The 25,994-nt window shown below is 67.8% G+C and carries 21 protein-coding genes; all 21 read right to left on the bottom strand.

Annotation, left to right across the window (positions count from 1 at the left end; genetic code table 11):
* Nucleotides 1-204 precede the first annotated feature (204 nt).
* Nucleotides 205-2,583 (bottom strand): methyl-accepting chemotaxis protein, encoded by a 2,379-nt coding sequence (locus ACTJJM_RS19585; protein WP_440865901.1) that lies wholly within the window; start codon nucleotides 2,581-2,583, stop codon nucleotides 205-207.
* A 101-nt stretch (nucleotides 2,584-2,684) separates the two neighbouring features.
* On the bottom strand, nucleotides 2,685-3,068 hold the full coding sequence (locus ACTJJM_RS19580; RefSeq protein WP_010482470.1) for a hypothetical protein: 384 nt from the start codon (nucleotides 3,066-3,068) through the stop codon (nucleotides 2,685-2,687).
* A 136-nt stretch (nucleotides 3,069-3,204) separates the two neighbouring features.
* Entirely contained in the window at nucleotides 3,205-3,696 is a 492-nt protein-coding gene (locus ACTJJM_RS19575; protein ID WP_010482468.1) for a chemotaxis protein CheW, read from the bottom strand.
* A gap of 133 nt (nucleotides 3,697-3,829) precedes the next feature.
* Nucleotides 3,830-4,603: a flagellar brake protein gene (locus tag ACTJJM_RS19570; protein WP_029550863.1), complete on the bottom strand. Its 774-nt coding sequence runs from the start codon at nucleotides 4,601-4,603 to the stop codon at nucleotides 3,830-3,832.
* Nucleotides 4,604-4,761: 158 nt separating this feature from the next.
* Nucleotides 4,762-7,011, bottom strand: coding sequence for a methyl-accepting chemotaxis protein (locus ACTJJM_RS19565; protein WP_440865900.1), 2,250 nt, complete (start codon nucleotides 7,009-7,011; stop codon nucleotides 4,762-4,764).
* Between the two features lie 386 nt (nucleotides 7,012-7,397).
* Nucleotides 7,398-9,389: a chemotaxis protein CheA gene (locus ACTJJM_RS19560; protein ID WP_440865899.1), complete on the bottom strand. Its 1,992-nt coding sequence runs from the start codon at nucleotides 9,387-9,389 to the stop codon at nucleotides 7,398-7,400.
* Between the two features lie 45 nt (nucleotides 9,390-9,434).
* On the bottom strand, nucleotides 9,435-9,800 hold the full coding sequence (locus tag ACTJJM_RS19555) for a response regulator (RefSeq protein ID WP_005409521.1): 366 nt from the start codon (nucleotides 9,798-9,800) through the stop codon (nucleotides 9,435-9,437).
* Entirely contained in the window at nucleotides 9,797-10,105 is a 309-nt protein-coding gene (locus ACTJJM_RS19550; protein WP_014037092.1) for an STAS domain-containing protein, read from the bottom strand. The genes ACTJJM_RS19555 and ACTJJM_RS19550 overlap by 4 nt, the downstream gene beginning before the upstream one ends.
* A 112-nt stretch (nucleotides 10,106-10,217) precedes the next feature.
* Nucleotides 10,218-11,423, bottom strand: a complete 1,206-nt coding sequence (locus ACTJJM_RS19545) for a chemotaxis protein CheW (RefSeq protein WP_053442966.1) — start codon at nucleotides 11,421-11,423, stop codon at nucleotides 10,218-10,220.
* Nucleotides 11,420-12,202 (bottom strand): ParA family protein, encoded by a 783-nt coding sequence (locus ACTJJM_RS19540; RefSeq protein WP_005413243.1) that lies wholly within the window; start codon nucleotides 12,200-12,202, stop codon nucleotides 11,420-11,422. The genes ACTJJM_RS19545 and ACTJJM_RS19540 overlap by 4 nt, the downstream gene beginning before the upstream one ends.
* Nucleotides 12,203-12,206: 4 nt before the next feature.
* On the bottom strand, nucleotides 12,207-13,223 hold the full coding sequence (gene motD / locus ACTJJM_RS19535) for a flagellar motor protein MotD (RefSeq protein WP_019338561.1): 1,017 nt from the start codon (nucleotides 13,221-13,223) through the stop codon (nucleotides 12,207-12,209).
* Between the two features lies 1 nt (nucleotide 13,224).
* Nucleotides 13,225-13,965: a flagellar motor protein gene (locus ACTJJM_RS19530; protein ID WP_010482457.1), complete on the bottom strand. Its 741-nt coding sequence runs from the start codon at nucleotides 13,963-13,965 to the stop codon at nucleotides 13,225-13,227.
* Between the two features lie 101 nt (nucleotides 13,966-14,066).
* The gene (locus tag ACTJJM_RS19525; RefSeq protein WP_235650467.1) at nucleotides 14,067-15,899 is read right to left on the bottom strand and encodes a chemotaxis protein CheA; all 1,833 of its coding nucleotides are present in this window, start codon (nucleotides 15,897-15,899) and stop codon (nucleotides 14,067-14,069) included.
* A 2-nt stretch (nucleotides 15,900-15,901) separates the two neighbouring features.
* Nucleotides 15,902-16,507 (bottom strand): protein phosphatase CheZ, encoded by a 606-nt coding sequence (locus ACTJJM_RS19520; RefSeq protein WP_010482455.1) that lies wholly within the window; start codon nucleotides 16,505-16,507, stop codon nucleotides 15,902-15,904.
* Nucleotides 16,507-16,899: a chemotaxis response regulator CheY gene (gene cheY, locus ACTJJM_RS19515; protein ID WP_006365466.1), complete on the bottom strand. Its 393-nt coding sequence runs from the start codon at nucleotides 16,897-16,899 to the stop codon at nucleotides 16,507-16,509. The genes ACTJJM_RS19520 and cheY overlap by 1 nt, the downstream gene beginning before the upstream one ends.
* A gap of 57 nt (nucleotides 16,900-16,956) precedes the next feature.
* Complete coding sequence (locus ACTJJM_RS19510) at nucleotides 16,957-17,700, bottom strand: RNA polymerase sigma factor FliA (protein WP_010482450.1); 744 nt, start codon at nucleotides 17,698-17,700, stop codon at nucleotides 16,957-16,959.
* Nucleotides 17,697-18,584, bottom strand: a complete 888-nt coding sequence (locus tag ACTJJM_RS19505) for a MinD/ParA family ATP-binding protein (protein ID WP_010482449.1) — start codon at nucleotides 18,582-18,584, stop codon at nucleotides 17,697-17,699. Before ACTJJM_RS19505 ends, ACTJJM_RS19510 begins: the two co-directional genes overlap by 4 nt.
* Complete coding sequence (gene flhF / locus ACTJJM_RS19500) at nucleotides 18,571-20,199, bottom strand: flagellar biosynthesis protein FlhF (protein ID WP_049412716.1); 1,629 nt, start codon at nucleotides 20,197-20,199, stop codon at nucleotides 18,571-18,573. Before flhF ends, ACTJJM_RS19505 begins: the two co-directional genes overlap by 14 nt.
* Nucleotides 20,200-20,344: 145 nt before the next feature.
* On the bottom strand, nucleotides 20,345-22,405 hold the full coding sequence (flhA, locus tag ACTJJM_RS19495) for a flagellar biosynthesis protein FlhA (RefSeq protein WP_317216455.1): 2,061 nt from the start codon (nucleotides 22,403-22,405) through the stop codon (nucleotides 20,345-20,347).
* Between the two features lie 44 nt (nucleotides 22,406-22,449).
* Entirely contained in the window at nucleotides 22,450-23,580 is a 1,131-nt protein-coding gene (gene flhB, locus ACTJJM_RS19490) for a flagellar biosynthesis protein FlhB (RefSeq protein ID WP_057504315.1), read from the bottom strand.
* Nucleotides 23,581-23,738: 158 nt separating this feature from the next.
* Nucleotides 23,739-25,874 carry a putative bifunctional diguanylate cyclase/phosphodiesterase gene (locus tag ACTJJM_RS19485; protein WP_440865898.1) on the bottom strand — a complete coding sequence of 712 codons (2,136 nt, stop codon included), beginning with the start codon at nucleotides 25,872-25,874 and terminating at the stop codon, nucleotides 23,739-23,741.
* Nucleotides 25,875-25,994: the final 120 nt, after the last annotated feature.

The raw sequence follows: 25,994 nt of genomic DNA, 5'->3' as shown, positions 1-25,994 counted from the left end.
GGCATGGATGCCGCGGCCAAGCCCCCAGGGATGGGTTTACGGCGTCCCCTGCGCAGCCCACCCTCCCGGCCAGCCCTCAGTAGCCAAGCGCTCTCCGCGACCACCCCGAGGGGCTTCGCCGTTGGCTGGATATCCAGATACCCCGTAAACGAAAACGCCCCGGCGCAGGGCCAGGGCGTCTTCGTGGATCAGGTCAGGCTGGAATCAGAACTCCTGCCAGTCCCCGTCGGCCAGTTCCGTGGCCATCGGGCGACCATCCGCGCTGCGGCGGGCGGGCGGGGCGGCCGGAGCCGGTGCCGCCGGTGCGGCAGCACGCGGGGCAGGGGCAGCGACGACGCGCGGGGCGGCCACGACCTCGGCTTCGTCCACCACGAAGATCGACACGGCCTCGCTGAGGTGGCCGGCCTGTTCTTCCATCGCGCGGGCGGCGGCGGTGGCTTCTTCCACCAGTGCAGCGTTCTGCTGGGTGGTCTCGTCCATCTGCACCACGGTCTGGTTGACCTGCTCGATGCCGGCGCTCTGTTCCTGCGAAGCCGCAGAGATCTCGGCCATGATGTCGGTCACGCGCTGCACCGAGGCGACGATCTCGCCCATGGTGGCGCCGGCCTTGTGTACCAGGGCCGAGCCGTCGTTGACCTTGCCAACGGAGTCGTCGATCAGGCCCTTGATCTCCTTGGCGGCAGCGGCCGAGCGCTGGGCGAGGGTGCGCACCTCGCTGGCGACCACGGCGAAACCACGTCCCTGTTCACCGGCACGTGCGGCTTCCACGGCGGCGTTCAGTGCCAGGATGTTGGTCTGGAACGCGATGCCGTCGATGACCGAGATGATCTCGGCGATCTTCTTCGACGAGGCTTCGATGGCCGACATGGTGGTGACCACCTGGCCGACCACTTCACCGCCCTGCGAGGCGACGCCATGCGCGCCGATCGCGAGCTGGTTGGCCTGGCGGGCGTGTTCGGCGTTCTGGCGCACGGTGGAGGTCAGTTCCTCCATCGAGGCAGCGGTTTCTTCCAGGTTGGCAGCCTGCTGTTCGGTACGGCGCGACAGGTCGCTGTTGCCCGAGGCGATTTCGCCGGCGGCCGAGCTGATCGCACGGCTGGACTGCTTGATGCGGGTGACGATCTCGCTCAGCTGCGCGGCCGTGGCGTTGGCGTCGTCGCGCATGCGGGCGAACACGCCCTGGTAGTCGCCATGCATGCGCACGGTCAGGTCACCCTGCGACAGCGCGGCGAGCAGGCCGGAGATCTGTTCGATGCTGCCGGCATTGGCGTCCAGCAGGCCGTTGATCTGCTGGGCCAGCTGCAGGAAGAAGCCTTCCTTGTCGCTGGAATCGATGCGGCCGGACAGGTCGCCGGCGGCTGCCTGGGCGATCACGCGCGCCACTTCGGCTTCCACCTGCGCTTCCTGGGTACGGTCGCGCCATTCCACCACGTAGCCGACGGTGTCGCCGCCTTCATTGCGGATGGTCGAGACCACCTGGGCGAACTGGGCATCGCCGTACTGCATCGGGCGACGGGCGACGCCGTGTGCCTTCAGGTTACCCAGCAGGGTCTGGTCCATTTCACCGCGGTGTTCAAGCACGGTGACCGGCTTGCCGATCAGCGAGGCCTGGGCGTCGAAGTCCGGCAGGTCGCGGCGCACTTCGTCCTGGTACTGGCTCAGGGTCTGCTGCAGGGCGCGGTTGCTGTAGACGATGGTGTTGCTGGTGTCGGTCAGGTACACGCCGGTCGAGCTGTAATCCAGCGCCGTGCGGATGCGCAGGTTCTCGCGCGCCACGGCCTGGTCGGTTTCGATGCGCTCGCGCAGGTCGCGCTGCATGCGCTGCATGGCCTGCATCAGTTCGCCCACTTCATCCTGGCGGCTGACGTCGATGTGGCCATCGAGCTTGCCGCCGGCCACGTCGTTGGCAACCGACACGGCGCCGCGCACGCTGCCGACCAGGGCGCGGGCGAACAGCCAGACCAGCACCAGGCCGAGCGCGGCGCCGCCCAGCAGGGCGATCACGGTCAGCACGGCCGAGGCGGAATACGTGGAGGCGGCCTGTTCGCGCGACGCGCGGGCGAGGCGGTTGTCTTCGGCGATCAGCGCTTCCAGCGCCGAGGCGGCCTTGCGGTGCTTGGTGCGGGTTTCGCCGACGAAGGTATCGATGGCGTCGTCCGGCAGGTCCAGTTCCAGCATCTCGGTGACGCTGTCATAGGAGGCCAGGGCGTCCTTCCACTCCTTGGCGAAGGTGTCGAACAGCTTCTTCTGCTGCGCGTTGTCGACCAGGGTCGGATACTCCTTGATCGACTTGTCCATGCTCGCGCGCAGCTCGACGCCCTGCTTGCGTGCATCCGCCTTGACGTCGTCGCTGGCGCGGATCAGCTGCTGGTAGGCGGCGTTGCGGTATTCACCCAGCATGCCGCGCATCTCGCCGGCCATGCGGATGCTCTCCATGCGAGAACCCGCCAGCTCGGTGGTGACATTGTTCAGCGAATGCAGGCCACGATAGGCGACGATGCCCTGCAGCAACATCACCAGCAGGAGGACGCCGAAGGTCAGCAGCAGCTTCGGCATCAGTTTGAGGTTGTTGATCCACGGCATGGGCGTTGCGATCTCCTAAGGCAGACGCGTCCGGGCGTCGGGCCCGGTTGCAGCAGAAACCACGCCGGCACCAGGTCCGGCGTGGTTCGACGGACAGCGGATTACTTGATGTTGGCCAGCTTCAGGCCGGCCGGCGAGCTGACTTCGATTTCCGCGCGCGAGGCGTCGCGCTGGATCTTGCCGATCACGCAGACGGTCTTGCCTTCCAGGGTTTCCAGCGGGAAGGAGAACTTGCCGCGGTTCTCGCCGGCGATGCGCGCCGAGAAGGTGTGGCGCGGGAAGGCGCCGCCCATGTACAGGAAGGTCGGCTGGCCTTCGGAACCTTCTGCGTAGCGGGCCTTCTCGACCTTGCCGCAGACCATGCCGTCCTTGCCGACCGAGCGCGGTGCCAGTTCCGGCGGGATCATGTCGGCCGACTGGGCAAACGCGGCGGAAGCGGTGGTGGCCAGGACAGCGGCCGAAACGAACGCAAGCAGGGACTTCATCGAGGTGTATCTCCGGGGATGGGGATGGTCGTTCCGGTTCTGCGCGCTCCTGCGCGACCGGCTTCTGTCCCCCTATCGGCACTGCTGGAGGGAACTGAAGGGTTGTGTGACCAGAACGTGAAGCAGGTCCGCTTGATCAGGCGGCGGCGTCTTCAACGACGTTGGCCTGGCCCATGTCGGCGCTGTCCAGCAAGGTCTCGATGTCGAGCAGGATCAGCATGCGGTCGTCCTGCGTGCCGATGCCGGAGATGAAGCGGGTATCGACGGCGGCGCCGAATTCCGGGGTCGGGCGGATCTGTTCGGCCGACAGCGGGATCACGTCCGAGACGCTGTCGACCACGATGCCGACCACTCGGTCGTCGACGTTCAGCACGATCATCACGGTGAAGGCGTCGTAGCGGGCGTCGTCCAGGCGCAGCTTCAGGCGCAGGTCGATGACCGGGACGATGGTGCCGCGCAGGTTGATCACGCCCTTGATGTAGTCCGGTGCATCCGGCACCCGGGTGACCGCGTCATAGCCGCGGATTTCCTGCACCTTGAGGATGTCCACGCCGTAGTGCTCGGCACCGAGGGTGAAGCTGAGGAATTCGCCACCGGCGCTGGCGGTGGAGCTGGTCTTGTCGTTCATCGAGGGGTCCTGGTTCTGCCGGAAGTCCCGGTGTCAGGCTCGATATCGGCCCCTCGTCGGGGGACTTTAGGTGTGGGCCCCGCGTTGTCGCGAGGTTGCCGGCCAGCGGCCGGCACTACCGGTTGGACGAGCCCTACAGCTCGCCGTTGCGGCGCGCCTTGCGCTGGCGGTCGATGCGGAAGATATAGCGTTGGATGGCGCTGTCGGCGCCACGTGGCAGGATGTCGAAGCGCATGCCCACGCGCTTGATCTCGATGCCGTTGGGTTGGCGCTGCGGCAGCAGGTTGCAGACGACCAGCTCGATCTCCAGGTCCGGGCCGTCGGGCAGCGACAGCACCGCCGGGTAGCGCTTCTGCAGGCTGAACACCGCGCAGTCGGTAGGCACGGCCACCGCCAGGCCGCCACCACTGATGTCCACCACCCGCATCGACAGCGCTTCGGCGCGGCTCTCGCCGGCGGGGACCAGCAGCTGGGGCGAATCGGTGACGGGCGTCTCCAGCCGGTACATCTCACGTCGTTGCAGATGGACCAGCTCGTCCGGCAGAGGGGCGCGGAAGGCGACGTGGCCGTCATTGTCCACACGCTGCAGTGCCTGCAGGCGGAACCGCACCAGCACGCGTTCGAGCTGGGCGAAGCACAGCAGATGATCGGCCTGTTCGGCGGCGCGGTTGGACGCCTCCTGCGGGCTGCCATCGAGCAGCAGGGTGTCTTCGTCCTCGTCGAGCTCAAGCAGCGCGGTCGGGAACGAGCGGTCGCGGCCGTCGATATGCGCATTGATCAGTGATCGCTGGTCGATCAGCGATCGCAGCAGCTGCCGCAGCTGGCGCGGATTACGGACCAGGAAACGTTCGTCAGCGGCGTCAGCCGCGTGGACATCATGCACTGCAGTGTCGTTGCCGTCGGACATGGAATCTACGGTCAGGGGCGGGCGCCAGCACGCGTTGGCGCGAGGCTCGATGGGGATATCGGCCACTGTGCCGGATTATGAAGTGAGAATTGCATCACTTTCCATGCGTCCGGGGTCGGATCCCCTTCCCGAAGGAAAGGGATCCGACCCCGGGTACATCAGAACTCCTGCCAGTCGCCGTCTGCGGCCAGCGCCGGCTGGGCTGTCGCGGTGCGCAGCGTACGCGCCGGGACCGGCTTTGCGGCCGGTGCGGCGGCTGCAACCTGGCGCGGTACCGGTGCCGCCAGCGGGCGTGCCGGGATGGCCGTCGTGCCCTGTGATGCCAGCCGGAAGCGGGCCACGGCTTCACCCAGCTGCACGGCCTGGTCTTCCATTGCACGCGCGGCGGCGGTGGCTTCCTCCACCAGCGCGGCGTTCTGCTGGGTGGTCTCGTCCATCTGCACCACGGTCTGGTTGACCTGCTCAATGCCGGCCGACTGTTCCTGCGAAGCAGCGGAAATCTCGGCCATGATGTCGGTCACGCGCTGCACCGAGGCCACGATCTCGCCCATGGTGCTGCCGGCCTGGTGGACCAGGCTGGAGCCCTCGGCAACCTTGCCGACCGAATCATCGATCAGGCCCTTGATCTCCTTGGCGGCAGCCGCCGAGCGCTGGGCGAGGGTGCGCACTTCGCTGGCGACCACGGCGAAGCCGCGGCCCTGTTCACCGGCACGCGCGGCTTCCACGGCGGCATTCAGCGCCAGGATGTTGGTCTGGAACGCAATGCCGTCGATGACGCTGATGATCTCGGCGATCTTCTTCGACGAGGCTTCGATGGCGGACATGGTGGTGACCACTTGGCCGACGACTTCACCGCCCTGCGAGGCGACGCCATGGGCACCGATGGCGAGCTGGTTGGCCTGGCGGGCGTGCTCGGCGTTCTGACGCACAGTGGAGGTCAGTTCCTCCATCGACGCCGCGGTCTCTTCCAGGTTGGCGGCCTGCTGCTCGGTACGGCGCGACAGGTCGCTGTTGCCCGATGCAATCTCACCGGCGGCCAGGGTGATGCTGCCAGCGCTGGCCTGGATCTGGCCGACGATCTGGGTCAGCTGGGTGACGGTGGTGTTGGCGTCGTCACGCATGCGCGCGAACACGCCGTTGAACTGGCCGTCCATGCGTGCGGTCAGGTCGCCGGCGGCGATCGACTGCAGCAGCTGCGAGAGCTGGCCGAGGTTGCCGTCGGCCACCTGCATCATGCTGTTGAGCTGCTCGATCATCACGCGGAAATCGTGATCGAAACGCTGCGCATCACCGCGCTGGCTGAAGTCGCCGGCGGCGGCGGCCGAGGCCAGCTGCTGGATCTGCGTGTTGATGGCCAGCAGGCTCGCCTTGGCCGCATCCATCGACTCGTGCAGGATCGCGCGGCTGCCCGGCAGGCGGCGTGCGTCCGGGGCGAGGTTGCCGGTGGCGTACTGGTTGAGTACTTCAATGGCATCGACGATTGCATCGAGGTGTTCGAAGATCACCGTGTTGATGCCGTTGGCCAGCTGGCCATAGACGCCCGGGAAGTCTTCGGGAATGCGGTGGCTGATGTCCGGGCCGGCATGCATCTGGGCCATCAGCTGGGTCTGCTCGCTGAAGCGGCGCAGCATCGCGGTCATCTCCGCGGTGGCGGCCAGCATCTTGCCGGCCTCGTCCTTGCTGGTGGCCTGGGTGCTGACGCTGAGGTCGCCGCGGGCGACCGCCTGGATGGCATGCACGGCCTTGCCCAGCGGGCCGGTGACCGCGCGCGAGATGACGATGGCCAGCGCGGCGGCCACCAGCGACAGCAGGATGATGCAGCCGATGATGGCGATCATGCTGTTGCGATGGGTGGCGTTGGCGTCGGCGATCTTGCCGTCCATCTGCCCGGCGATATGGGCGCCCAGTGCCTTCATCGCAGCGAACAGGTCGCGGCGCGCCGGGCGTGACTGCTCGTCGGAGATCTGCCGCGCCAGGACGCCGTCACCGGCGGTCACGGCGTCGCGCATCGCCTTGTTGGCGGCGAAGTAGCGATCCAGTTGCGCGCTGGCTGCGCGATACAGTTCACGCTCCTTGTCCAGCGCCGGCAGCGCCGCGTACGCCGCCAGTTCGTCATGTACGGCCTTGGCGGTGTCGTCCATGCGCTTGTTGTAGTCGGCCACCTTTTCCGGCTGGTCGAGCATGCTCAGCTGGGCCAGTTCGTAGGTGCGGAACTCCCCGAGCTGCGAGCGCGCCTCGCCCAGGTGCTGGACCGAGGGGATATCGTTGCCAGCCATGTCGCGTAGCTGCGCGTTGGCTTCGCTCAGTCGCAGCAGGGCGAACGCGCCGAGGATCAGGGTCATCAACGTGGTGAGGGTGAACCCCACAGCCAGCTTGCGGGCGATGGGCAGATCTTGGAACCACTTCATGCAGGGTGCTCCAGGTGGGCAGAGTGCCGGCGTCTGTGCGCCGGTTTGGGGGTGGTTGCAGAGCGAACGGTGGTTCCCGGTGGGGTTCGGTGACGGCCGTCAATGCGAAATAGCGGCGCAGTCTCGATGGACTTTATGGACGCAGATCACATTCGGATGCGTAGGGAGGGCAGCGCGGAAGCGTTGCAGCGACGCGGTTTTCGATTGGATGAAGTGGTTGCGACAGCAACTATCGTGCCGACGGAGTTCACGATTTGGTTTCGGGGTGCCGTCCCGCAGTCATATTCCGTTCCTGCGGAAGGGAATCTGACCCCCCTGGCAGGGCGAACACAAACGAAAACCGCCGCCCCGAGGGGCGGCGGTCCATGGTTCGCATGCAGCGTGGATCAGGCCGCCTGCGGCATCCGCAGCGAGCGCACCAACCCACCGATGTCGACGATCAGCGCGACCCGGCCGTCGCCGAGGATGGTGGCACCGGATACTCCGCCGATGCGGCGGTAGTTGTTCTCGATGTTCTTCACCACGACCTGCTGCTGGCCGACCAGTTCGTCCACTTCCAGCGCGATCTTCTGGCCATCGCCTTCGACCACCACCACCAGCGATTCGCTGCCCGGCGCACGGTTGCCGTAGCCGTAGTATTCGCTCAGCGACAGGATCGGCAGGTACTCGCCACGTACGCGCAGCACGCGGCCTTCGCCGGCCATGCTGCGGATGTCTTCGGCCTGCGGCTGCAGGGCCTCAAGCACATAGGCCAGCGGCAGGATCAGGGTTTCACCGGCCACTGCCACGGTCATGCCATCGAGGATGGCCAGGGTCAGCGGCAGGCGGATCAGCGTGCGGGTGCCGTTACCAAGGCTGCTTTCGATCTGCACCTCGCCGCCCAGTGCCTGGATGTTGCGGCGGACCACGTCCATGCCGACACCACGCCCGGACAGGTCGGTGACCGCATCGGCCGTGGAGAAGCCTGGCTGGAAGATCAGGTCCCAGACCTGCGAATCGGTCGGGTTGTCCGGCACGGCCAGGCCGCGTTCGTGAGCCTTGGCCAGGATCTTGGCGCGGTCCAGGCCACGGCCATCGTCACTGACTTCGATGACGATATGGCCGCCTTGATGCGAGGCTGCCAGCGTGATCGTGCCGGTCTCGTCCTTGCCCGCACCGCGGCGGACGTCGGGCATTTCCAGGCCGTGGTCGATCGAGTTGCGTACCAGATGCACCAGCGGATCGGCGATCTTCTCGATCAGGCCCTTGTCCAGTTCGGTGCCTTCGCCGACGGTGCGCAGGCGCACCTGCTTGCCGAGGCGGCTGGACAGGTCCCGGACCAGGCGCGGGAAGCGGCGGAACACCGCATCGACGGGCAGCATGCGCACGCCGATCACCGCTTCCTGCAGGTCGCGGGTGTTGCGTTCAAGCTGGTCCAGGCCGGCGAACAGGCTCTCGGCGTGGACCGGGTCCAGCGCGTGCGAGACCTGCTTGAGCATGGCCTGGGTGATGACCAGTTCGCCGACCAGGTTGATCAGCGCATCGACCTTGTCGACGCTGACTCGGATCGAGGTTTCGGCTTCCTGGCTGGCGCCGCCGCTGGTGGCGGGCGCTGCAGGCGCCGCCGGTACGACGGCAGCCGGTGTGGAAGGGGTGGTTGCAATGGGCGCCTGTGTAGCCAGGCTCGGCGGTGCGGCCGGACGGATGTCCAGTTCGCAGTCGTCCAGTACCCAGGCGAAGGTGTCTTCGATCTTGCTGCGCGGCACCTTGCCGACCAGGCCCAGATCCCACGCCAGGTGGGCCTCCAGCGGGTCGAGCTGGGCGAAGCCGGGCAGGCGTTCCATGCGCGCGGCGACCTGCAGCGAACCGAGATGCTCCAGTTCGCGGATGATGCGCAGCGGGTCGTTGCCACTCATGAACAGCGACGGTGCCGGGGTGAAGCCGATCTGCCAGGCTTCCGGCGTATCGTCCACCTTGGCCGCGACGGCAGCGGGGGCGCTCGGTGCGGCCTGGCCGGAAAGGACCGCTTCCAGGCGCGCCTTCACCGCAGCGACTGCAGCCGGATCGGCAGCCTGGCCGTGTTCGGCTTCGCGAAGCAGGGCGCGCAGCACGTCCACCGAGGACAGCATGGCGTCGACCGCGTGGCCTTCCAGCGCCCGCTTGCCGGCACGCAGTTCATCGAGCAGCGTTTCCAGCACGTGGGTCAGGCCGGCGATCGTATCGAAGCCGAAGGTGCCGGCGCCGCCCTTGATCGAGTGGGCGGCGCGGAACACCGAATTGATGATCTCCGCGTCCTGCTGCCCCGATTCCAGGGCCAGCAGGCCAGCCTCCATCGCGTCGAGGCCTTCGCGGCTCTCCTCGAAGAAGGTGGCGTGGAAGCGTTGCAGGTCCATGCTCATGGCAGTGGTGGTCCGGAAGCGAAGAGGGGGAGCGGTGGCGGGCGATCAGCCCAGCACTTTCTGCACGGTGGCGACCAGCTGTTCGGGATTGAACGGCTTGACCAGCCAGCCGGTGGCGCCGGCGGCCTTGCCTTCGGACTTCTTGTCGGCGGCCGATTCGGTGGTCAGCATCAGCAGCGGGGTGAACTTGTAGTCCGGCAGCTGGCGCAGTTCGCGAATCAGCGCGATGCCGTCCATGTTCGGCATGTTGACGTCGGTGACCACCGCATTGAAGCGCTGGCCCTTGGCGCGACCGAGCGCGACCGCGCCGTCTTCGGCTTCTTCGACGGCAAAACCGGCCGAGGTGAGGGCGAAGGAAACCATCTGGCGCATCGACGCCGAATCGTCCACCACCAAGATACGTGCGCTCATGCAGCGTTCTCCACAGATTTCAGGTTGTCATGGGTTACGTCCAGGCCCAGGGCCTGGGTGACGCCCAGCAGGCGCGCGGCGTCACGGAAGGTTGCAGTGCAACCGTGGAAGCCGGTGCCGAGACCTGCCTCGCGGCGGGCCTGCACGAACGCACACAGCACCTGCACGGCGGCCGTGTGGATGCGGGCGACCTGGCTTGCATCCAGGGTCAGCTCGCCTGCCTGCGCCACCAGCGGGGCGAGGCGGTTCTTGAGCTCGGTGGTGCTCTCGATGCCGAGATCCCCACCCAGTTCGACAGTGCTCATCGTTGCTCCGGACAAACGGTTCCGTGATCCATAACGGCACCCCGGCGGGGTTCTTTAGGGGAATCGACGCGGTGCGTCCCCGACAGGCAACGCGTCGGCGCAAAGCGCCGACTCAGCTCAACAGCCGCGTGGCATCCAGCAGGATCATCGGGCGCTGGCTGACCCGGGCGACGCCGCGGAACAGGTCGTTGGAGATCTGGCAGATGCGCGCGGTATCGGGCGGTTCGATCTGCGAATCGGTGAGGTTGGCGACATCTTCCACCGCCGACACGCGCAGGCCGATGGTCTCGCCGTCTTCTTCCAGGACCACGATACGGGTCTGTGAGTCGTCTTCGGCGGCCGCGGCTCCAAGGTGCAGGCCCAGATCCATCACCGGCACGACCTGGCCGCGCAGGTTCATGATGCCGAGCATGGCCGGTGCGGTGCCGCGCAACGGCAGCAGCGGCACCGGCAGCACCACTTCCTGCACCTTCAGCAGTTCCAGTGCATAGGCCTGGGTGCCGCAGCGCAGGCGCAACCAGCGCGAGGTGCGCTCGCCGGCGCGTCGGTTCTGCGGATGCGGACTGCTGGCGGGCCGATGTGCCTGTGCCTGCAGTTCCTGCCAGCTGTTCGGACGGTTGCCTGCTGGCGCGTCCACGGCCACGCGCGGTGGCGGCGCGGCATCGGTGCGTGCCGCTGGAGCGGGTGCTGCGACTACGGCCGGTGGTGGCGCAGGAACGTCCTCGCCGCCTGCTGCGGCCTCGAATGCAGCCTGCAGGCCGGGGCTGTCGGTGTGGGCGAGGCGATGGCTGTCGGCCGTATCGGTCTCGTAGATCACTTCGTCCGGCAGATCGTCCCAGGTGGGTTCCGGACCTGCCTTGGCGGCAGCCGGAGCAGGGGGCGTCTCGTGGATCACCTCGTCAGGCAGGTCATCCCAGGTCGGTTCGCGCTCGGGAGCGGCGACAGGCATTGCGGCGGCCTCGAAGGCGGCTTCCAGTGCTGCGTCGTCCTCTGCCGGGGCAGCAGCAACAGTCTCCGTTTCGTAGATCACCTCGGCCGGCAGGTCGTCCCAGGTCGGCTCGCGCTCGGGCGCGCCAGCAGCGGCCTCGAATGCAGCTTCCAGCGCAGCGTCGTCCTCAATCGGTGTGGTGGCTGCGGTGTCGGTCTCGTAGATCACTTCGGCCGGAAGATCGTCCCAGGTCGGCTCGCGTTCGGCGTCCGCTGCAATCGCCGGGCACGCTTCGTCGCTGGCCGGCGGCGGTGCAGCCGGTGGCGCCACGGCGATCGCTTCGCCCAGCAGTTCGTCCAGATAGTCGTCCAGTACGCCGGTGCTGTTCATGCGGCCTGCTCCAGGGCGCGGGCATCCTCGCCGAGGATCCAGTTGAGGGCGCGGCGGTAGGCAGCCAGGCCGCGGCCCGGGTAGTCCTCACCAACGCTTGGCAGGGTCAGGCCTGCGGCATTGCTGATGCGGGTGTCGATCGGAATGGCGTCTTCCCACACGCGGGTGCCATGACGATCCTGCATCGTGCGCAGCGACTCGTTGCCGGCGCGGGTGCGGCGGTCGAACAGGGTCGGCAGGATCGAGATCGGCAGCGGGCGGCGGCGCGAGCGCTCGACCATCTCGCCGGTGCGGACCATGCCGTCCAGGCCATGCAGGGCCAGCGGCTCGGCCTGGGTGGGGATGATCAGGCGGTCGGCAGCGGCCAGCGCGTTGATCATCAACAGGCCAAGGGTGGGGGCACAGTCCAGCAGGATGTAGTCGTGCTGTCCCTGATGGCGGGCAAGCGCGTTCTGCAGGGCCAGGCCGAGGCCGGGCTGGTTGGCGCTGCGGCGTTCCAATGTGGCCAGCGCGGATTGTGCACAGACATAGTCCAGGCCGTGGATGCTGCTGGCATGGCACAGGCTGGAAAGATCGGCCGGCGGTGCGCCGAACAGTTCCAGCACGCCGGCCGGCGGCGGATCCACCGGCACGCCGAAGGCGCGGCTGAGTGAGGCGTGCGGATCGAGGTCGATCAGCAGCACGCGATGGCCAAGCGCGGCCAGGCCACGGCCGAGGGCGAGGGTGGTGGTGGTCTTGCCGACTCCGCCCTTCTGGTTGGCGACTGCCCAGATGCGCATCGGTTTACTCCTTCATTGCCGGGGGAACGGCGGCGCCGACGCGGCTGCCAGCCGGCACCGGCGGCAACTTCACCGGTGCGATGGGGGAGGTGGGGGCGCTGGCCGGAGTTGCGGCGGCCTGTTCGGTAGCGGTGCTGTCGGTGGCGCCGGTGGCTGCGTTCAGGCGCTGGCCGAGCGGGTCCACCGAATGCGAGGTGTCGGCCAGGATGATGACCATCACCCGACGGTTGCGGTTGCGGCCCTGCGCGCTGTCGTTCTCTTCGCGCGGGCGGAACTGGCCGTAGCCGACCATCGCCAGCCGCGACGGCTGCACGCCCTGGTCGGCGAACAGATGCACCACGCTGGCGGCGCGTCCGGCCGACAGCTCCCAGTTCGAGGGGAAGGTGGCGGTGGCGATCGGCACGTTGTCGGTGTGCCCTTCCACGCGCACGCTGTTGGGCACGTCACGCAGCACCTCGGCCAGGCTGGCCAGGGTCTGCCGCGCATGCACGTCCAGCGCGGCCGAGCCGGTCGGGAACAGGATGTCGCTGTTGATCTCGACTTCGATCCACAGCTCGGTGCGGCGCACGCTGATCATGCCGCGGTCGATCAGCGGCGCCAGTGCGGCGGTGAGGCGGTCGGCGATGCTGTTGAGCTGGCGCTCGGCGCGCGCGATCTGCTCCTGGTTGTGCACCGACACCGGCATGCGCATCTGCGAGGCCATCGACGGCAGCAGGGTCGGGTCGTGCGACGGTGCAGGCGCGGAGGGCCCGATCTTGGTGCCGGACTTGATCACCGAGGGGCTGTCCCAGCCGCCACCCTGCACCTGTTTGTTACCCACCTGCACCGGATTGATGGTGCGCGGTGCGCCACCGAAGGCATCGGTGAGTGCGTCGGCCATGATCCGGTACTTGCCCTCGTTGACCGAGGAGATCGCGTACATGACCACGAAGAAGGCGAGCAGCAGCGTCATCAGGTCGGCATAGGGGATCGCCCATGCTTCGTGGTTGGCGTGCTCTTCGTGGTGCTTGCGGCGGGCCATGTCAGTGCAGGAAGCCGGAGAGGTTGGTTTCGATGTTGCGCGGGTTCTCGCCCTGTGCGATCGAGATCAGGCCTTCGATGACCATCTCGCGGTCGCGGGTGTTGTGCGAGATGACACTCTTGAGCTTGGCGGCCACCGGCAGGAACAGCAGGTTGGCCGAGGCGATGCCGTAGATGGTGGCGGTGAACGCGGCAGCGATGCCGTGGCCGAGCTTGCTCGGGTCGGCCAGGTTCTTCATCACCGCGATCAGGCCGAGCACGGCGCCGATGATGCCGAGGGTCGGTGCGTAGATGCCCATCGCTTCAAAGACCTTGGCGCCGGCCTGGTCCTGATGCTCCTGGCTGCCCAGTTCGATTTCCAGCATGTGCCGCATCGATTCGGGTTCAACGCCATCGACCAGCAGCTGCAGGCCCTTGCGCAGGAACGGGTCCTGCTGCGCTTCCACCTGCGATTCCAGGCCCAGCAGGCCCTGGCGGCGGGCGATGTTGCTCCACTCGACGATCTGCTGGATCAGTTCGCGGCGATCACTGTGCGGCGGGCGCACGACCCAACGCACGATCTTGAAGGCATGCTTGAACACTGCCGGCGAGGTATGCAGCAGGATCGCGGCGACGGTGCCGACGATGACAATCACGAACGCGGCAGGCGACCACAACGACGCCAGGCCGGCGCCCTTGAGGATGCTGCCACCGACCAGCGAGGCCAGGGCGAGAAAGAGTCCAATGAGGCTGAGTCTATCCATGGTTCCGGTATCGGCGTGTATGAATGGGACTTGAGACACCGGTAGATCGCGTACAGACGGTAGTCACAGTTTTCGGGTCGCCGGGCAGGGCCCGGCGGGGGTCATCGCAGCCCGTCCACATCCAGGATCAAGGCCATGCGACCATCGCCGATCAAGGTTGCACCGGCATAACCGCGCAGGCCGCGCAGGGCTTTCGGCAGCGGCTTGATGACCACTTCCTCCCGCCCGCGCACCTGGTCCACGACCAGCCCGAAGCGCGCTTCGCCGGCCTGCAGCACCACGATGGTCAGCAGGGGCGAGGCGGCGGGCGTCACATCCAGCCACTGGCGCAGATCGACCAGCGGCAGGGTGTGCGAGCGCCGATCGAGCACGGCACGGCCATCGAACCAGCCCAGCGACGTGCGCGGTGCGTGCAGCACTTCCATCACGCGCGCCAGCGGTAGCGCGTAGACGTCCTCACCGGCCTGAACCAGCAGGGTCGGCAGGATCGCCAGGGTCAGCGGCACGCGGATCAGGAAGCGGCTGCCACGGCCCAGCTCCGACTGGATCTGGATCTGGCCGCTCAGTTCGCGGATGCGTGACTGCACCACGTCCATGCCGACGCCGCGGCCGGAGATGTCGGTGACCTGCTGCTTGGTCGAGAAGCCGGGCAGGAACACCAGGTGCAGGCATTCCTCGCTGCTCAGGCGCGCGGCCGCTTCCGGATCGATCAGGCCCTTCTCGCGTGCCTTGGCGCGCAGCTTTTCGGGGTCGATGCCGGCGCCATCGTCCTGCACCTCGATGCTGACGTAGTCACCTTCCTGCTGCGCCGACAGCCGCACGTGGCCCATCCGCGGCTTGCCCTGCGCCTCGCGCAGGTCGGGCATTTCCACGCCATGGTCGATGGCGTTGCGGACCAGGTGCACCAGCGGGTCGGCCAGCGCTTCGACCAGGTTGCGGTCGAGCTCGGTCTCGGCGCCGATCAGTTCCAGGTCCACTTCCTTCTTCAGCGAGCGGGCGACGTCGCGGGCCACCTTGGGGAAGCGGGAGAAGACCTTGCCCACCGGCTGCATGCGGGTACGCATCACCGCCGACTGCAGGCGGGCCGTGGCGATGTCCAGGGTGGACACGGCGCGGTCCAATTCTTCATCGCGCAGGCGTGCACGCAGGGTCTTGAGCCGATTGCGTGACAGCACCAGTTCGCCGATCAGGTTGACGATCGCGTCCAGGCGCTTGGTGTCTACGCGTACGGTATGTTCGGCCTCGGCCAACGGCTTGGCGGCCGGCTTTGCCACCGGTGCCGGTGCGGCGACCGGGCGCGGGGCTGCAGCCGGCGCCGGTGCCATGGCGGCAGCGGGCTTGGTGCCCGGTGCGGCGCCACCGTGCAGCTGGTCGAGCAGGGCTTCGAACTCGTCTTCGCTGATCAGTCCGTCGTCGGCCTTCTTCGCCGGTGCGACCGCGGTCGGCGCGTTGCCACCATGCAGCTGGTCGAGCAGGGCCTCGAATTCGTCGTCGGTGATCAGGTCGCTGCCCCCCGCGGCGGGTGCTGCTGCGGCGGCGGGCGCAGCCAAGGCACCCCCGTGCACGTCGAACTGGGCGATCAGGTCCGGCGGCGCATAGCCCGGCTCGGTGCCGGAGGAAACTGCATCCAGCATCGACTGCAGGTAGTCCAGCGATTGCTGGGCCGCGTCGAAGTGATGGGCCTGCAGCACCGCCTGGCCGGCACGCGCGGCGCCCAGCGCTTCTTCAGCGGCATGGCACAGCTCGACCATGGCGGTGACGCCGAGGAATCCGGCGCCGCCCTTGAGCGTGTGATAGCCGCGGAACACCGCGTTGAGCTGATCGCTGTCCTGCGGTGCCTGCTCCAGCGACACCAGCTGTTCGCCGAGGCGATCCAGGATTTCCTGTGCCTCGATGATGAAATCGGCAGTGATGTCGTCGGATACCGCGCTCATGCTTACAGCCCCAGATCCGACAACAGGTCGTCGGCGTCGTTCTGCGAGACCGCGTGGCGGTCCAGTCCCTTCAGTGCCGGCCCGGCCAGTTCCGGGTCGGTGCGATGCTGTTCCGGTGGCAGGCCGAGTGCGCCGAAGCCTTCGTGCACGCGGCGGACGATGCCCACCACGCGACGGATGATCTGCCCGGTCAGGTCCTGGTAGCTCTGGGTCAGGGCGATCTCGGTCAGGTTGTGGCGGATGCGCTCGAGCTGCGCGTCCTGGCCCGGCTGCAGGCCTTCGGCGCGCAGCTGTTCGGTCAGGCTGCGGCATTCCTCGGCCAGGTCCAGGGTGCGGTGCGTGGCCTGTTCGGTCATCGCCACCACGTGGTCCAGGCGCGCGCAGGCATCGTCCAGTTCCCCGGCTTCGCTCGGCACGGTCGGCAGTTCACCCAGCGCCTGCCCCAGTTCGCGGGCCAGCCGCGAGAGCCCACTCATCATCGGCTGAGTGCGCAGCGCGACCAGTCCGTCGATGCGCTGCCGCCAGGCGGCTTCGTCACCGGACTCGAGTGCGTCCAGGGCCTCCTGCAGGCGCAGGGCGAGGGCGCTCTTGTCGACCGTGGTATCCATCAGGCGCTGGCCGCCAGGCGTTCGAAGATCTTGCCGAGCTTCTCTTCCAGCGTCTGCGCGGTGAACGGCTTGATGATGTAGCCGTTCACGCCGCTCTGGGCGGCTTCGATGATCTGTTCACGCTTGGCTTCCGCGGTGACCATCAGCACCGGCAGGGTCTTCAGCTTGGCATCGGCACGGATCGCCTTGAGCAGCTCGATGCCGGTCATCACCGGCATGTTCCAGTCGGTGACCACGAAATCGAACGGCTGGCTCTGCAGCAGCGACAGCGCGGCATGCCCGTCCTCGGCTTCGGCGGTATTGGTGAAGCCCAGATCGCCCAGCAGGTTCTTGACGATTCGACGCATGGTCGAGAAGTCGTCGACGATCAGGATGCGCATGTTCTTGTTCAAAGCAGAATTCCTTTGTTGTTCATTCCGGACGGCCGGGGGCAGCCGCCTCGGGGATGTTCATTCTTCGAGGCCGGCGTCGGCGGCCTCGAACAGCTTCAGCCGGCCACGCAGGCGCAGTACCGCCTGGCCGTGGATCTGGCAGACCCGCGACTCGCTCACGCCGAGCACCGCGCCGATCTCCTTCAGGTTCAGTTCCTGCTCGTAGTACAGCGAGAGCACCAGCTGTTCGCGCTCGGGCAGATGGCCGATGGCCTTGCCCAGCTCGCGGCCGAACTCGCCGCGCTCCAGCACCTGCTGCGGGGTCGGGCCGCCCTGGGCCACGGTGTCCAGCTCGCCCTGGTCCTCGATGCGCGATTCAAGACTCAGCACCTGGCCACGGGCAGCGTCTTCCATCAGCCGCAGGTACTCGGGCAATGGCATCTCCATCGCGGCGGCCACTTCGGTGGCGCTGGCGGCACGGCCACTGCTCTGTTCCAGGCGGCGGATGGTGGCGGCGGCATCACGTGCACGGCGGTGCACCGAGCGCGGCACCCAGTCGCCACGGCGGATCTCATCGATCATCGAACCGCGGATGCGGATCGAGGCGTAGGTCTCGAACGAAGCCCCCTGGTCGGCGTCATAGCTGCGCGAGGCTTCGATCAGTCCCATCATGCCGGCCTGGATCAGGTCGTCGACCTCGACGCTCGCCGGCAGGCGTGCGGCCAGGTGGTGGGCGATGCGCCGCACCAGGTCCGAATGCTGGGCGATGACCTCGTTGGCCGCCGTGCGCTGGACTTCCCGGTACTGGGCTGCGCCTTTCATGCGGCCACCCCGCGCTGCTTGAGGATGCGTTCGAGGAAGAACTCGACGCCGCCGCGCGGTTCGGTCGGCGCCTGCCAGCGTGCGGTACGGCGGGCAATCTCGGTGATCGCCAGCGCGGCCGGGCTGGACGGGTAGGCCTTTACCACTGGCTGCTGGCGCTGCACCGACAGGCGCAGCCAATCATCCTGCGGCACACAGCCCAGATAGTTCAGCGAGACATCGGCAAGGAACTTCTCGCAGACCCGGGTCAGCTTTTCATACAGCACGCGGCCCTCGTTCGGGTCGCGCACCATGTTGGCCACCACCTGGATGCGGTCCACGCCGCGTTCGCGCGACAGCACCTTGATCAGCGCGTAGGCGTCGGTGATCGAGGCCGGCTCGTCACAGACCACCACCACGGTGTCCTGCGCGGCCTGGCAGAAGGTCAGCACGCCATCGGTGATGCCGGCGGCGGTGTCCACCACCATGATGTCCAGTTCGCGTTCCAGTTCGGAGAACACGTTGACCAGGCCGACGTGCTCGGCCGGGGCCAGCTCGGCCATGTGGCGGCGACCGGACGCGGCCGGGACCACCAGCACGCCGTTCGGGCCTTCGACGATGACGTCATCCAGCGTGCAGCGGCCGGCGACCAGATCGGCCAGGGTAAAGGTGGGGTTCAGGCCCAGGATCACGTCGATGTTGGCAAGGCCAAGGTCGGCGTCCAGCAGCAGCGTGCGCTTGCCCATGCCGGCCAGCGCCACGGCCAGGTTGGCCGAAACGTTGGTCTTGCCCACGCCGCCCTTGCCGCCAGTGACGGCAATGGTGCGCACAGGGCCGAGCGGCTCGCTGCGGGTGGCCGACAGCGGGAAGGTCTTGGTCAGCTTGGCGTACTCACGCGACGGCATGGTTCAACTCCGGGTTGCAGGGCATATCGGCCGCGCGGCGCAAATCTTCAAGGCGAAGTACGAGATTGGCCGCACTGGCCCGGTGCAGGTCCTCCGGAACGTCCTGGCCATCGGTCACCCAGGTGATCGGCAGGGCATGGTCCACGGCCACCGACAGGGCGTTGCCGAAGCGGCCGGTCTCGTCCAGCTTGCTCAGCACCAGACCCTGCAGGTTGGCGGCGCCGAAGCGGCGGACCACCTCGTCCATGTCGCCGAAGCTGGTATTGGCCGGCAGCACCAGCAGGGTGCGCACCTGGCGGGCGGCACGCAGCCACTGCAGCTGGGCGGCCAGTGCGCGGTCGCGCGGGCCCAGGCCGGCGGTGTCGATCAGCACCAGCTTGTAGTCCTTCAGGCGTTCCAGCAGCTGGTCCAGGTCGGTGCCACTGTTGGCCTCGTGCACCGCGATGCCGAGTTGGCGGCCGTAACCGTACAGCTGCTCGCGGGCACCGATGCGGGTGGTGTCGGTGGTGACCAGGGCGACATCACGCGGCGCGTGCTTCTCGGCGAAGCGCGAGGCCAGCTTGGCGATGGTGGTGGTCTTGCCGGCGCCGGTCGGGCCCACCAGGGCGATCACGCCGCCTTCTTCCAGCGGGTCGACCGGGGCGATCGGCAGCTTGCGCGAAATCAGCCCCAGCATCAGGCCGCGGCCACGGTGGGCTTCGGTCTCCAGCGGGATCTGCATGGCCACATCGCGGGCCAGGCCGGCGTCGAAACCGTACTCGTCCATCAGGTCCAGCGCGGTGGCGCGCACCGGGCAGCCACGCAGGCGCTCGTCGGTGAAGCGGTTCATCTCGCGCTCGATCACCTGGCGCATGCCGGCCACTTCCTGGCGCAGCTGGCGGATCTCGGCGTCGTCCTGGGCGACCACGGTCAGCACCGGGGCCGGGGCGAGGGTGGGCTCCGGCGAGGTTTCGATGACGGCGTCGGCCACTGCCGGTTCGCTGGCGGCGATCTCCGGCTGTGCTTCGGTCGGAGCCGCGCCCGGCAGCGGCGGCGGCTGCACGGCGGGGGCCGCGCTTTCGTGATGCATCTCGTGCGGCGGGTCGATCTGGAAGCGGGCACGGTTGGCTGGCGCGCTGGCGGCCGGTGCCGGTGCCGGTGCAACGATGGCCTCGGCGAACGGGGCGAAGATCTGTTCGGGCAGCGCCGGTTCGTTGACGGCAGCGCGGGCCAGGGTCGCGGCGAAGCCGGTGCTGCCGCGGGTCGGCACGATCTCGTCGGCGCTGTCCAGGGTACGGCCGGTGGCACCGACCGCGGCGCGGGCGAGGGCGGCCACGGCCGAGGTGGTCGCGGCAACCGGTTCCGGAGCGGGGGTGTTGCTGCGACGGCGGGTGACTGCGGCAATGACGGCATCGGCGGCGGTGCGCGGCTTGGGTGCCGGCGGCGGAGCGACGTCACGGCGCGAGGCTTCCAGTGCACGCTGCACGGCGCTCTCGTCATAGTTCGCGGCGGCGACGATCTCGATGCCTTCCTCGATCCGGCGGTTGGACAGGATCACGGCGTCAGGACCATGTTCCTTGCGCACCAGGTTCATGGCCGAGCGCATGTCGGCGGCGACGAATCGTTTGATTTTCATGCTGTGGTCACGGGACGAAGACGGCGGGGTGGCGGTCGGAGAACTCGGGTGGTCGGTGGTCTGCACGGTGCGGGTTCCCCTTGGTGTCTGTCTGTTGCGTTGGTTCGAAAGTGGTGTCTGTTTTCTGGCGCATCGGTGGGCGGCGTCAGCTGATCGTTCCGACCAGCTTCAGTCGCTTGTCCTCCGGTACCTCGCTGTAGGCCAGGACCGACAGCGACGGGACGCTGTGGCGGACCAGACGCGCCAGCGCGGCGCGCACCGGGCCCGGTACCAGCACGACCGCCGGCTCGTTTCGCGCTTCCTGCTTGCTGACACATTCGGCCAGGCTCTGGTGCAGTCGCTCTGCGAGTCCGGGTTCCAGCGCGGCGCCGTTGCCCTGCGTGGACTCCTGCAAGACACGTTCCAATTGCGGGTTGAGGGTGAACACTGGCAGTTCCGCCGACATTCCGGCGATCTCCTGCACGATGAAACGGCCCAGTGCGGTGCGCACGGCGGCGGTCAGCACGGACGGGTCCTGGCTGTTCGGCGCGTGTTCGACCAGTGCTTCGGCGATCTTGCGCAGCTGGCGGATCGGAATGCGCTCGACCAGCAGGTTCTGCAGCACGCGCACCACCGCCGACAGCGGCAGCGCCTTCGGCGTCAGATCTTCGACGAGCTTGGGCGCGCTCTTGGCCAGGTTGGCCAGCAGGTGCTGCACTTCCTCGTGTCCGAGCAGTTCCGGCGCGTGCTCGCGGATCAGGTGCGAGAGGTGGGTGGCGACCACGGTGGCCGGGTCGACCACGGTGTAGCCCAGCGTTTCGGCCTGGGCGCGCTGGTGCGGCTGGATCCAGGTGGCGTCCAGGCCAAACGCAGGGTCCTTGCCGGCGATGCCTTCCAGCGCGCCGAGTGCACTGCCGGGGTCCAGCGCCAGCTCGCGATCCGGATGGATTTCGGCGGTGGCCACCGGCACGCCGTGCACCAGCACGCGATAGCCGTTGGCCGGCAGTTCCAGGTTGTCGCGGATGTGCACCGACGGGATCAGGAAGCCGACGTCCTGGGTCAGCTTGCGGCGCACGCCCTTGATGCGCGCCATCAGTTCGCCGCCCTGGTTGGCGTCCACCAGCGGGATCAACCGATAGCCGACCTCCAGGCCCAGTGGATCGACCGGGCGCAGCTCGTCCCAGCTCAGTTCGGCGGTGGGCGCCGGTGCGGCCGGGCGACCCAGTGCGTTGAGCGCGGCGGCGTCATTGCCTGCGGCTGCCGGGTCGGTGGCCGCGGCCTTGCCCTTGCGGTAGACCTTCCAGGCGATGAAGCCGAGGATCGCGGACAGCGTCAGGAAAGCGACGTTGGGCATGCCCGGCACCAGGCCGACCACGCCGATGATGCCGGCGGTGATCGCCAGCGCACGGTACTGGCCGAACACCTGGCCGGTCATGGCCTGGGCCATGTCCTGCGAGCGCGAGGCGCGGGTGACCAGCATCGCCACCGCGCTGGAGACCAGCAGCGCCGGCAGCTGCGCCACCAGGCCGTCACCGATGGAGAGCAGGGTGTAGGTGGCGGCGGCGTCGCCGAACGGCATGCCATGCTGGAGCACGCCTACGGCCAGGCCGCCAAGCATGTTGATGAACAGGATCAGGATGCCGGCGATGGCGTCGCCGCGGATGAACTTGCTGGCGCCGTCCATTGCGCCGTAGAAGTCGGCTTCCTCGCGGACTTCTTCACGGCGCAGCTTGGCTTCTTCACGCGTCAGCAAACCGGCGTTGAGGTCGGCGTCGATCGCCATCTGCTTGCCGGGCATCGCGTCCAGGATGAAGCGCGCGGTCACTTCCGAGACGCGGCCGGCGCCCTTGGTGATCACCACGAAGTTGATGATGGTGAGGATCGCGAACACCACGATGCCGACCGCGTAGTTGCCGCCGATCACGAATTCGCCGAAGGCGGCGATCACCTTGCCGGCCGCATCGTGGCCGTTCTGGCCGTTGAGCAGGATGACGCGGGTGGAGGCTACGTTCAGCGCCAGCCGCAGCATGGTGGTGATCAGCAGCACGATCGGGAAGATGGTGAAGTCCAGCGGGCGCTTCACGTAGACCACCGCCAGCAGCACCATCAGCGAGATGGCGATGTTGAAGGTGAACAGCGCATCAAGCACCGGTGCGGCCAGCGGGACCACAACCATGGCCAGCAGGGCCAGCACGATCAGCGGCGCGCCAAGGCCCTGGCGGATCATTTCCAGAGCGCGGCGGGTGTTGAAACCGGTGGAGGGCTGGGCGCTCACGGGCGGCCTCCCTTGCCGAATTCATCCACCTGGATGTGCGGGGCGTCCGGCATCGGGCCAGTGCGCCAGGCGCGCAGCTGGTAGACGTAGGACAGGACCTGGGCGACGGCCGAATACAGTCTCACGGGGATTTCCTTTCCGAGTTGGCCTTCCCGATACAAGGCGCGTGCCAAAGGCGGGGCAGAGACGATCGCCACCTTGTTGCCGTCGGCCACTTCACGGATGCGCAGGGCGGTCTCGTCCACGCCCAGCGCGACCACGGTGGGGGCGTTCATGGCACCACCTTCGTACTTCAGGGCCACCGCGTAGTGGGTGGGGTTGACCACCACCACGTCGGCGGTGGGTACCGCCTCCATCATCCGGCGGTTGGCCATCTGCTGCTGCAGCTGGCGGATGCGGCCCTTCACCTCGGGGCTGCCCTCGCTTTCCTTCATTTCCCGGCGCAGCTCTTCACGGGTCATCTTCAGCTTGCGCATCCAGTTCCAGCGCTGGTACGGCGCGTCGATGGCGGCCAGCACCAGCATCGCACCGGCGGTGGCCAGCAGCAGGCGCAGGGTGAAGCCGAGGCCGTCGGTGATGGCGGTCTCCAGCGGGTGGTGGATCAGCCCGCGCAGGGTGTCGAAGCCGGTCCAGACCACCATCCCGGCAGCGACACCGACGAAGGCCACGCGCAGCAGCGATTTGGTGAACTCGGCGATGGCCTCCGGGCCATACAGGCGCTTGAGCCCGCTCATCGGGTTCATGCGGTTGATGTCGGGCAGCAACGCCTTCTGCGACCAGCGCAGGCCCCCCATCACCAGAGGTGCGACGAAACTGGCCAGCAGGCAGACCAGCACCAGCGGCGCGATCACTAGCATGAACTGAAGCAGCAGGTCGCCGAAGTGGCCGAACAGTTCCTTCGGGTTCTGCCGCAGGCTCTGTTCCGGGCTGAGCGCCTGCTTCATCCAGGCCGTGGCGCCGCGGCCGATCGAGCCGCTCATGGCCATCACCGCCAGTACGCCGGCACCGAACACGGCGGCGGTGCCGAGTTCGCGCGAGCGCGGCAGGTTGCCCTGTTCACGGGCGTCGCGCAGGCGTTTTTCGGTAGGTTGTTCGGTCTTTTCGCCGGCGGATTCGTTCTCGGACATCACGGGCACTGCGGCAGGGGGTGCCGGGGTGCGTGCAAGAACTGTTCCGTGATGGGGTGTTGCCTATCCACGCACGGCGTGGATCTATTTGTAGAGCCGAGCCCATGCTCGGCTATGTTTGGATCGGGCGCGAAGAGCAGCCGAGCGCAGGCTCGGCTCTACAGGGGAGCGTTGTCGCTGGGCGGTGGGCTCTGCGCCAGCTCCACCCGCGGCCGGGGCAGGTCGTGCAGCTGCATGAAGCGCGCCGCATCGACCGGGCGGCCGAGCAGGTAGCCCTGCAGGTAATCGCATCCCAGCCGCTCCAGGTAGGCGCGCTGGGCAGCGGTTTCCACGCCTTCGGCGACGATGTCCATGTCCAGCGCATGGCCCAGCGCCACGATCGCCGAGACGATCACCACATCCTCGGCGCTGTGCTCCAGATCGCGCACGAACGCATGGTCGATCTTGATCTCGGTGGCCGGCAGGCGCTTCAGGTACAGCAGGCTGGAGTAGCCCGTGCCGAAATCATCGATGGAAATGCCCACGCCCAGGGCGGAGAAGCTCTGCAGCAGGCGCAGGCTGGTATCGGTATCGCGCATCACCGTGCTCTCGGTGATCTCCAGCACCAGGTTGCGCGGGGCGATCGCGTAGCGCTCGATCACCTCGCGTACGTCCTGCAGCAGGTGCGGAGAACTGAACTGCACCGGCGACAGGTTCACCGACATCGTCCAGCCGTCGTGGCCGGCATCGTGCCAGTGCCGCAGCTGCTGGCAGGCCTGGTCCAGCGCCCAGCGGCCGATCTCGTTGATCGCACCGCTGCGCTCGGCCAAGCGGATGAAGCGGTCCGGCGGAATCAGGCCCTGTTCCGGGTGGCGCCAGCGGATCAGCGCTTCGGCGCCGGCCACCTTCTGGCTGGCCACGCGGATCTTCGGCTGGTAATGCAGGAACAGCTGCTCGCTGCCGATCGCCCGACGCAGGTCGGCCAGCAGGCGGAACTGCTGCTCGGCGCTGTCGTTCATCCAGTCGGCAAACAGCACGAACGCGTTGCGGCCCGACTCCTTGGCCTGGTACATCGCCGCATCGGCGAAGGCCATCAGCTGGCGTTCGCTGGCGGCGTGGTCGGGGCAGATCGCGATGCCGATGCTGGCGCTCACCTGCAGTTCGTGGTCCGGCAACAGCGGGCCGCTGCCCACCGCCTGCAGGATGCGCCGGGCCAGGGTCGGCAGGTCCTCGTCGTGCTCGATGCGCACCACCAGCACGAATTCGTCGCCGCCCAGCCGTGCCAGCATGTCGTGTGGCCGCAACAGCTGGCGGGTGCGTTCGGCCACCGCCACCAGCAGCGCATCGCCGGCCTGGTGGCCATAGGCATCATTGACCTGCTTGAAGCCGTCCAGGTCCATGAACATCACCGCGAAACGACTGCCGCCCTGTTCGGCCTCTGCCAGGGCCTGCACGATGCGCCGTTGCAGCAGCAACCGGTTCGGCAGGCGGGTGAGCGGGTCGTGCAGTGCGGCCTGGGTCAGTTCCTGCTGAGCGTCGGTCAACGAGGTGCTGAGCAGCGAATTGCGCAGGCGCAGCAGCTGCGCCTCCACCCGCTGGTCCAGCCAGGACACCACCAGCACCACGGCCAGGATCGCCACGGTGAGCATCACCACCAGCATGGCCAGCCATTCGCTCTGCAGTCCATCGCCTACGGCTGCGCCGCAGATGCTGCCTTCCGGAAAGCGTGCGGCGGCCATGCCCGTGTAGTGCATGCCGACGATCGCCAGCCCGAGCAGGCCGGCCGCTGCCAGCCGGTCGCCCACACGGGTGCGCTGCGCACGCAGGCGGAATGCAACGTACAGGGCCGTCCACGAAGCAGCGACCGCCACCATCAGCGAAAACAGCAGCCAGCCCGGGTCGTAGTCGATGCCCGGCTGCATGCGCATTGCGGCCATGCCAACGTAATGCATGCCGGCGATACCGGTACCCATCAAGAGTGCGCCGCCAGCCAGGCGCGGATGCGGCAGGGTGCGCAGCGAGACCAGCCACAGTGCGAACACTGACGAGGCGATGGCCAGGGCCAGGGAGAGCAGGGTGATGGGCAGGTCGTAGCCGAGCGGAATGGGCAGGTCGAAGGCGAGCATGCCGATGAAATGCATCGACCAGATGCCCAGGCCCATGGCGAAGCCACCACCGAGGCGCCACCACCACGCCGCGCCCTTGCCGGGGGCGGTGACCGTGCGCCCGGCCATTGCCAGCGCAGTGTACGAAGCCATCACGGCAACCAGCAGCGAGATCGCCACCAGCCACGGGTTGTACGTGCCTACCAGCATTCGTCAGTCTCCCGGACCTGCCTGTCGACGGAAACCACGGTGGGGCATGCATGAGGCAGGCCGACGCAGGGCGGGGTGCAGGCTTCGGTGACGTCCATTGGCGCCGATACCCGCGCACCG

Source organism: Stenotrophomonas sp. 22692 (genome assembly GCF_052045015.1).
In the GTDB taxonomy this organism is placed as follows: domain Bacteria; phylum Pseudomonadota; class Gammaproteobacteria; order Xanthomonadales; family Xanthomonadaceae; genus Stenotrophomonas; species Stenotrophomonas geniculata.
This window is presented reverse-complemented; position numbering and strand designations above follow the sequence as displayed.